Origin of the sequence: Clostridium sp. (genome assembly GCF_051656525.1) — a bacterium.
Lineage (GTDB): Bacteria > Bacillota > Clostridia > Clostridiales > Clostridiaceae > Clostridium.
The window spans coordinates 1-7187 of the sequence record NZ_JBOGCC010000199.1; the positions used below are offsets into that span (position 1 = coordinate 1).

Below are 7187 nucleotides of genomic sequence, written 5' to 3' on the forward strand. Positions count from 1 at the left end.
GTACCAGGAGAAATAGTAAAAAATACAGATGAATTAATTATAGCATTACATAATGAAAAAAATATAGAAAAAATCAAAGAATTTAAAAATAAATTTTTTGATGAAGCAGATGGAAAAGCCAGTAAAAGATTTGTTGATATTATAATTAAAAATAATTACTAGATTTAAGGTCCTATCTTAAGTAAAGAGATGAAATAATACCAACTTAAGATAGGATTTTTTTAGTAAAAAATGTATAGAATACTTTGTTTTATGGGCATAATTTAAAATAAAATAGAAAGGAGAGAATGATTTAAATGAAACTAGATGATATTTTAAAAAATAAAAAAACTTTAGGAATAATAAGTGTTACTATAATATTAGTTTTTTGTGCTGGAATTTATGTGAGTGGTGGTATAAATAGAAAGTTAGAAGAAAGTATTTTTACAGATGGAAGTATAGAGAAAGTTGACTTAAAAGAAAAGACTAGTGAAAAGAAAGATACTACTAAAGTAGAAAAAGTAGAGAAAGTAGAAAAAGTAGAAGAAGGAGCTTTAGAAGAAGTTACAGAAATTGTAGTTGATATAAAAGGAGAGGTTAAAAATCCAGGAGTATATACATTAAAAAGCGGAAGTATAATTGAGGATTTAATAAAAAAAGCAGGTGGAATAACAAAGGATGGAACACTTCAAAATATAAATAGAGCACAAGTTTTACAGCCAAATGAAGCGATTATTATAGCTAATAAAAATGAATTAGATAAAGAAGTTGCAGTGGTAAATGATACTTCTTTAGATACAAAATCAAGTGTAATCAAAAAAGAAAGTAGTAAGAAAGGAGATTTAATAAATATAAATACAGCATCAGTGACTGAACTAACAGCTATAAATGGAATAGGAACAGCAAAAGCAGAGGCAATTATTTCGTATAGAGAAGAAAAAGGTGGATTTAAAAGTATTGAAGAAGTGCAAAATGTAAGTGGAATTGGAAAAGCTACTTTTGAAAAAATGAGAGATAAGATTTGTATCTAATTAAGAATGGAAAAATTAAAAATAGTCTTAGTATAATTTATACGTTATATTTTTTAAGGATATTAATATAATTTGTAAAATATATACTGTAAAATAAAAATATGATAAAATGGAAATGAAATTAGGGGGAGAGAAATTTTATGAGAAGAAAGAGAAAGAATAATAAAAGGAAGATGAAACTTCTTTGTCTTAGTATAGGAATGGTTTTACTACTTGGAGGTTCTGTTATGATGGTTAAAAAAGCATCTGATATAGCAGAAAAAGATAGTAAGGTTTCAGTAGAGAAAGAGGATATAAAACAGTCTGAAGAAAAAAAAGAGATTATAAAAAAGGAAGTTATAATAACAGCAGCAGGAGATTGCACACTTGGAACAGATACTAAGTTTAATTATAGTACAAGTTTTAATAGTGAAGTGGCATTGGCAGGAGATAATTATTCAACTATTATGAAGAACGTTAAGCCAATTTTTGAAAAAGATGATTATACTATAGTAAATCTTGAAACTACTTTTACAGATACAAAGGAAAAGAGAAATAAAGGGCAGGGAACAGTTTTTCATTTTAAGGGCTCTAAGGATTATGTAAATGTTCTTACTGAAGGAAGTATTGAAGGAGTAACTTTAGCTAATAACCATATTTATGATTATGGACAAAAAGGGTTTGACGATACAGTACAAACTTTAGAAGAGGCAGGAGTAGATTATTGTGGTGAAGGATATAGAATCACAAAAGAGATAAAAGGTATAAAATTTGTATTTCTAGGGTATCAAGCTTGGTCAAATGATAAAGAGCTTAAAGATAAAATAAAGGCAGATATAGAAGATGTAAAAGATGAGGGAGCAAGTATTGTTATTCCATATTTTCATTGGGGAATTGAAAGAGATTCAAAGCCATATGATGTACAAGTTGATTTAGCAAGATACTCAATTGATATGGGAGCTGATATGGTTTTAGGATCACATCCACATGTTATTCAAAGTATGGAAGAGTATAAAGGAAAGATGATAGTTTACTCTTTAGGAAATTTTAGTTTCGGCGGGAATTCAAATCCTTCAGATAAAAGAACTTTTATGGTACAGACTAAATTTAAGTTTGAAGATGATAAACATACTGATACAGAGTATAAAGTAATTCCAACAATGATTTCATCAGTACAAGGAAGAAATGATTATAGACCAACAGTTGCTGAAGGAAATAATAGAGAAAATATATTAAATCATTTAAATTCTTTATCTAATTTAAATGGAAAGATAAATGATAAATTTTTTAAGATTAATTAATAAATGAGAAAAAGTGCATCTTACTTTTGTAAAATGCACTTTTTATTATTTAGAATTTAAATCTTTAACAACTTGTTTTTTTACTTCATACCATGAAGGTAATAAATCTATTTTATCTAAAATAGATTCAATATCATTAAATGTATCCATAGTTTCTAATTCTTTTGAAAATTCTTCAACTTTTGAATCGATGTCGAGTCTTTTTTTAGTTTCTTTTGCTACTTTTCTTTGAAATTTGTTCATAAAAATAACCTTCTTTCTAAATTTAAAACTTTGTATACTTAAATTATAACATAATAAAGATGAGGATAGGAAAATTTTTAAAACTAAATATATGTTGTAAGAATGTTTAAATTAAGGAGATTAATTATATTGTTACTTAATCATTTTAATGTTAAAATTGTAATATAATGTTAAAAGAAAGCTTGGTATAAAAATTTTCCATATTAAATATTAATAAAAATAAATAGGAGTATATCTAATATAGATTATTAATGTAGGAGGGGTGTATGGAGAAAAATCTATATGAAATTTTAGAAATATCTAAGAGTGCTAATAGTAGTGAGATAAAGAGAGCTTATGCAAAACAGCTGAGAAAATATCCACCTGAAAAATGTAGTAAAGAGTTTTCAGTGATAAATTCTGCATATGAAATATTGAAAAATGAAGAAAAAAGATATGAATATGATCAATTAAATGGCTATGAATATACATCACAAAGACTATTAGAAGACGGGCTTAGGCTGTTAGAAGAAGAGAGGATAAGTGAAGGTAGAAAGATTTTAAGTAATTTTGTAAAGAGAGAGGGAAATATTCCAGTAGTATTACATGAAATTGCAAAAACTTATGCATTAGAGGGAAATTATAAAAAAGCATATGAAATTCAAAAATATGTTTTAGAGAAAGAGAGAATTATAAGCTTTGAAGAAATGAATTGTATGATGGAGTATCTCTATAAAATTGGAGATGAGGAAAGTGCAAACTTTTACATGAAAAAAACTATAATAAAGTTTAGAGATGTTAAAACATATTACAATATTACAGAAGCTTATATTAATGATAAAAAATTAGAGAAAGCTAGAAAGATATTAATGGAAAAAGCTTTTCCTTTCGTATTGAAGAATGGAAATGTTGAAGACTATTGTGAGTTAGGAAGACTTTTATCGAGAATAAGAGAGTATGAAGATGTAGTTATTGTAGTTTTAGAGCTACTTGAAAAAGAATATTTGAATTCCAGTGAAATAGAAGAGAAGTTAGAAGAAATAAAATTATTAATTGTAGAAATATTAAATTTTAAAAATGCTGTATATTTAGAGAAGATAATAGATAGACAGATAAAATATATAAATGATATGAGGGAGAAAGTAAAAAGTAGTATTTATATGGACAATATTGGATGGTGTTCAGTATCTAAAGAATTAATAGGAGATATGGCCTCAATTAGTAAATTGGATTTTAATAAGTTACTTAAAAACTTTTTATTAGTATCAGTAAAAAAAAGAATAGCTGTAGATGTTGAAACTAGAGACTATATGGATGATAAAATAATTGAATATTTAGAGAAGATTAGGGATGAAAGAGACTTAAAGAAGATAAAAGAAAATTTAATTTTGATAGAAAGGTTTCACAAAAATATATATAGTTTAGATGCAAAATATTTATTTGATAAATATGGAGGTTTTGTACCATATGCAAGAGAGGTCAAAAATAAAAAAAGTGGAAGAACTTCAAGTAATAAGGGTGGAATGGCAGTATTTATAATACTTGCAATAGTAATAATTGTAGCACTAGTATATTTTATATAAGAAATTAAGGTTATTTTTGTATAAGTTGGAGGAGTATATGGAGGGTATAGATTTAGAGAAAGAGTTTAAAGAGTATAAAAAAAAGTATTTGAAAGAAAAAACATTGATAAGCAGTCTATTAGAAGGAAAAGATTTTAATGATGTATTAAGTGATAGAGAAAGACTTGTAAAAAAAGAATTTATAAAGTTTGAGAGATTAGAACAAGCATATATAGAGAAAATAGGACGGTTAGAATTAGAGTTAATAAGAAGTAATAAGCAATTAAAGGAAATAGATAAAGAGTCTAAAAAAATTTTAAATTCAATTATAGAAATTTTAGATGAAGTTGATAATTTTAAGGATCTATTAGAAGATGTTGAAGATAAAAGAGCATTAAAGAATTTTAAGAAAACGTTAAAAGGTATAAGTAGAAGAATAAATTATATAGGGCTTGAGAGAATAAAGACAGTTTCAGAGCAATTTAATGAAGACTTTCATTATTGTGTTGAGGTAATAGAGAATAATGATTTTGAAAATGAGATAATAATTGAAGAAGTAAAAAGTGGGTATAGATACAAGGGCAATGTATTAAGAGAAAGTAAGGTTGTTGTTATAAAAAATGAGGGGAGCAAGTAAAAAAATGGGGAATATAATAGGGATTGATTTGGGAACAACTACATCAGAGGTAGCATATATCAAAGATGGAAAAGCGATTATGATAGGTAATGAGAAGTATTGTGATGGAAATATAATGCCATCAGTTGTGACTATTAAAAAAGATGAAATTATAGTTGGAAAAAAAGCTAGAAGACAGATGCTTATAAGACCAGAAATTACTATAAGTGAAGTTAAAAGACTTATGGGAACAAGTGAAAGGCTTATGATAAATGGGAAAGAATATTTTCCACAGCAAATATCAGCTATTATTTTAAGAGAGCTAAAAGAAATGGCAGAAGAGAAGATAGGAAAAATAGATGAAGCGGTAATAACAGTACCAGCAAACTTTAATGATGCACAAAGAACTGCAACAAAGGAAGCAGCACAAATGGCAGGGTTAAAAGTAGAGAGATTAATAAATGAGCCTACGGCAGCTGCTATGCACTATGGCTTAGAGAATATAGGAGCAGAAGCTAATATATTAGTTTATGACCTTGGAGGTGGAACTTTTGATTGTACAGTATTAGAGTTATTTTCAGGGATAATGGATGTTAAGGCTAGTAGAGGAGATAATCTTTTAGGGGGAAAAGATTTTGATGCTAAAATAGAGCGATATATCATGAATTATATAAAAATTCATACTGATGTAAATGTAGAGAAATTAAATAAGAAAAAAAGAAGTGAGATAAAGGAAGCTGCAGAAGAAGCAAAAAAAGATTTATCAGTATCCCATAGTACAGAAATAATAATAAATAATTTAGGGATTGATGATGAAGGAGAACCTATTGATATAGAATTTGAATTGAGCCGTGAAACTTTTAATGAACTTACACGTGATTTAATTGATAGAACAGAAGTTATAGTAGGAAAAACTCTTTTAGCAGCAGAACTTACAAGAGAGGATATAGATGTAGTATTACTTGTTGGAGGTTCTAGTAGAATACCAGCTGTTAAAGAAAAACTTGTAAAATCTTTTGGAGATAAAGTTTTAAGTACTGTAAATGCAGATGAAGCAGTAGCATTAGGAGCAGCTGTACAAGCTGGTATAAAAAATGATGATATAAGTTCAGAAAATGGATTAATTGTAACTGATGTGTGTAGTTATACATTAGGAGTAGCAGTTGAAGAGAATGAATTTAATCCAATTATTTATAGAGATATGAAATTACCTTCAATTAAATCAGAGGAATTTGTTACATCCATTGATAATCAAGAGAGAGTAAATATTAGAGTTTATCAAGGTGAGGAAAAATGGACAGATAAAAATATGTTTGTAGGAAATTTTACTATAGATGAAATTCCTAAAAATAAGGCTGGAGAAGAAAAAATATTAGTTACATTTGCTTATAACTTAAATGGAATGCTTGATGTTGCAGTAGAAGTATTATCAACAGGACAAAAGAAAAGTAGAGTTATGGCAATTGAAAAATTAGATGAAAATGATCTTGAAATGTTAGCAGAAGGAATAAATATAAAACAAAAAGTTATATCATGGGAAGAGTCAGAATTATATAACATTGCAAGTGTTAGTATATCAGTTGCAAAGGAAAAATTTGAGAAGATGGATTCTGAAACATTAGAAAAAGTAAATAGTATAATTAATGAAATAAGAAAAGCTATAGAAAAAGAAGATAAAAATAAAGTAGTGGAATTAGATGATGAATTAACTGATATATTATTTGATATAGATTAGGATTTTAGCTATGGTGGAAAAATTAGTTTATAAATATAAGATGAGAGCAATAAATTATATAGATGGTAATAATATAACTGTAGCTAAAAATGTGTTAATTGAAGGACTGAAGATAAGTAATAAGGATATAGATTTACTAAACATATTAGGACTATGTTTTTATAAAAAGTGTGAGTTTGAAGAGGCAGAAGAGATTTTTAGGAAAAGCATATTATTAGATAAAAAAAGTAGAGCAATAAAGTATTTAGAGAAAATAAAAGCGAAAAAATTTCAAGAAATTATTGAGAAATATAATGAAGGAATAAGATGTTTAAATAATTTAGAGATAGAAAAAGCTTTAGAGATATTTATAGATATAAGTAAGATAGAAGATAGTCTAATAGAGCCATATATTATACTTATAGAAATAAATATATATATGAAGAATTATAAAGAAGGGCTTAAATACTTAGAAAATCTTATAAAAATAGATAGTGGAAATGAAAAGATAGCTAAATATAAAAAAATTATAGAAGAAAATAAGGACAACTTAAAAGATGATTTAAAAGAAACTAAATTAAATCATAAGGAAATAGCTGAGGTTAGATTTCTACTTGCAACTTATTATGAAGAGGTTGGAAATATAGAGATGGCTGTTGAAGAGTATAAAAAATATATAGATGAGTCAGAGAAAAAGGCTTATGAAGAATGTGCATTATATAATTTAATAGGAGCACTTGGAAAATTAGAGAGATTAGATGAAAAGAAAAGTTATGAGATTAA

General features: G+C 26.6%; 8 protein-coding genes. 7 read left to right on the top strand and 1 reads right to left on the bottom strand.

Annotation, left to right across the window (positions count from 1 at the left end):
* The first annotated feature begins 12 nt into the window (after positions 1-12).
* The 3 genes from ACRDDY_RS09765 to ACRDDY_RS09775 all read left to right on the top strand — a co-directional run bounded on the left by ACRDDY_RS09765 (position 13) and on the right by ACRDDY_RS09775 (position 2290).
* Entirely contained in the window at positions 13-162 is a 150-nt protein-coding gene (locus tag ACRDDY_RS09765; RefSeq protein ID WP_438564768.1) for a hypothetical protein, read from the top strand.
* A gap of 134 nt (positions 163-296) precedes the next feature.
* Positions 297-1010, top strand: coding sequence for a helix-hairpin-helix domain-containing protein (locus ACRDDY_RS09770; RefSeq protein ID WP_438564761.1), 714 nt, complete (start codon positions 297-299; stop codon positions 1008-1010).
* Between the two features lie 140 nt (positions 1011-1150).
* Positions 1151-2290, top strand: coding sequence for a CapA family protein (locus ACRDDY_RS09775; protein ID WP_438564762.1), 1140 nt, complete (start codon positions 1151-1153; stop codon positions 2288-2290).
* 45 nt (positions 2291-2335) lie between these two features.
* Here ACRDDY_RS09775 and ACRDDY_RS09780 read toward each other — a convergent pair whose 3' ends face one another.
* Positions 2336-2533 carry a hypothetical protein gene (locus tag ACRDDY_RS09780; protein ID WP_438564763.1) on the bottom strand — a complete coding sequence of 66 codons (198 nt, stop codon included), beginning with the start codon at positions 2531-2533 and terminating at the stop codon, positions 2336-2338.
* 266 nt (positions 2534-2799) lie between these two features.
* Between ACRDDY_RS09780 and ACRDDY_RS09785 the strand changes: the two genes are divergently transcribed.
* The 4 genes from ACRDDY_RS09785 to ACRDDY_RS09800 all read left to right on the top strand — a co-directional run.
* Positions 2800-4095, top strand: coding sequence for a DnaJ domain-containing protein (locus tag ACRDDY_RS09785; protein WP_438564764.1), 1296 nt, complete (start codon positions 2800-2802; stop codon positions 4093-4095).
* Between the two features lie 37 nt (positions 4096-4132).
* Positions 4133-4711 carry a nucleotide exchange factor GrpE gene (grpE, locus tag ACRDDY_RS09790; protein ID WP_438564765.1) on the top strand — a complete coding sequence of 193 codons (579 nt, stop codon included), beginning with the start codon at positions 4133-4135 and terminating at the stop codon, positions 4709-4711.
* 4 nt (positions 4712-4715) lie between these two features.
* Entirely contained in the window at positions 4716-6425 is a 1710-nt protein-coding gene (locus ACRDDY_RS09795; RefSeq protein WP_438564766.1) for an Hsp70 family protein, read from the top strand.
* 10 nt (positions 6426-6435) lie between these two features.
* A partial coding sequence (locus tag ACRDDY_RS09800) for a tetratricopeptide repeat protein (RefSeq protein ID WP_438564767.1) occupies positions 6436-7187 on the top strand: 752 nt, incomplete at its 3' end.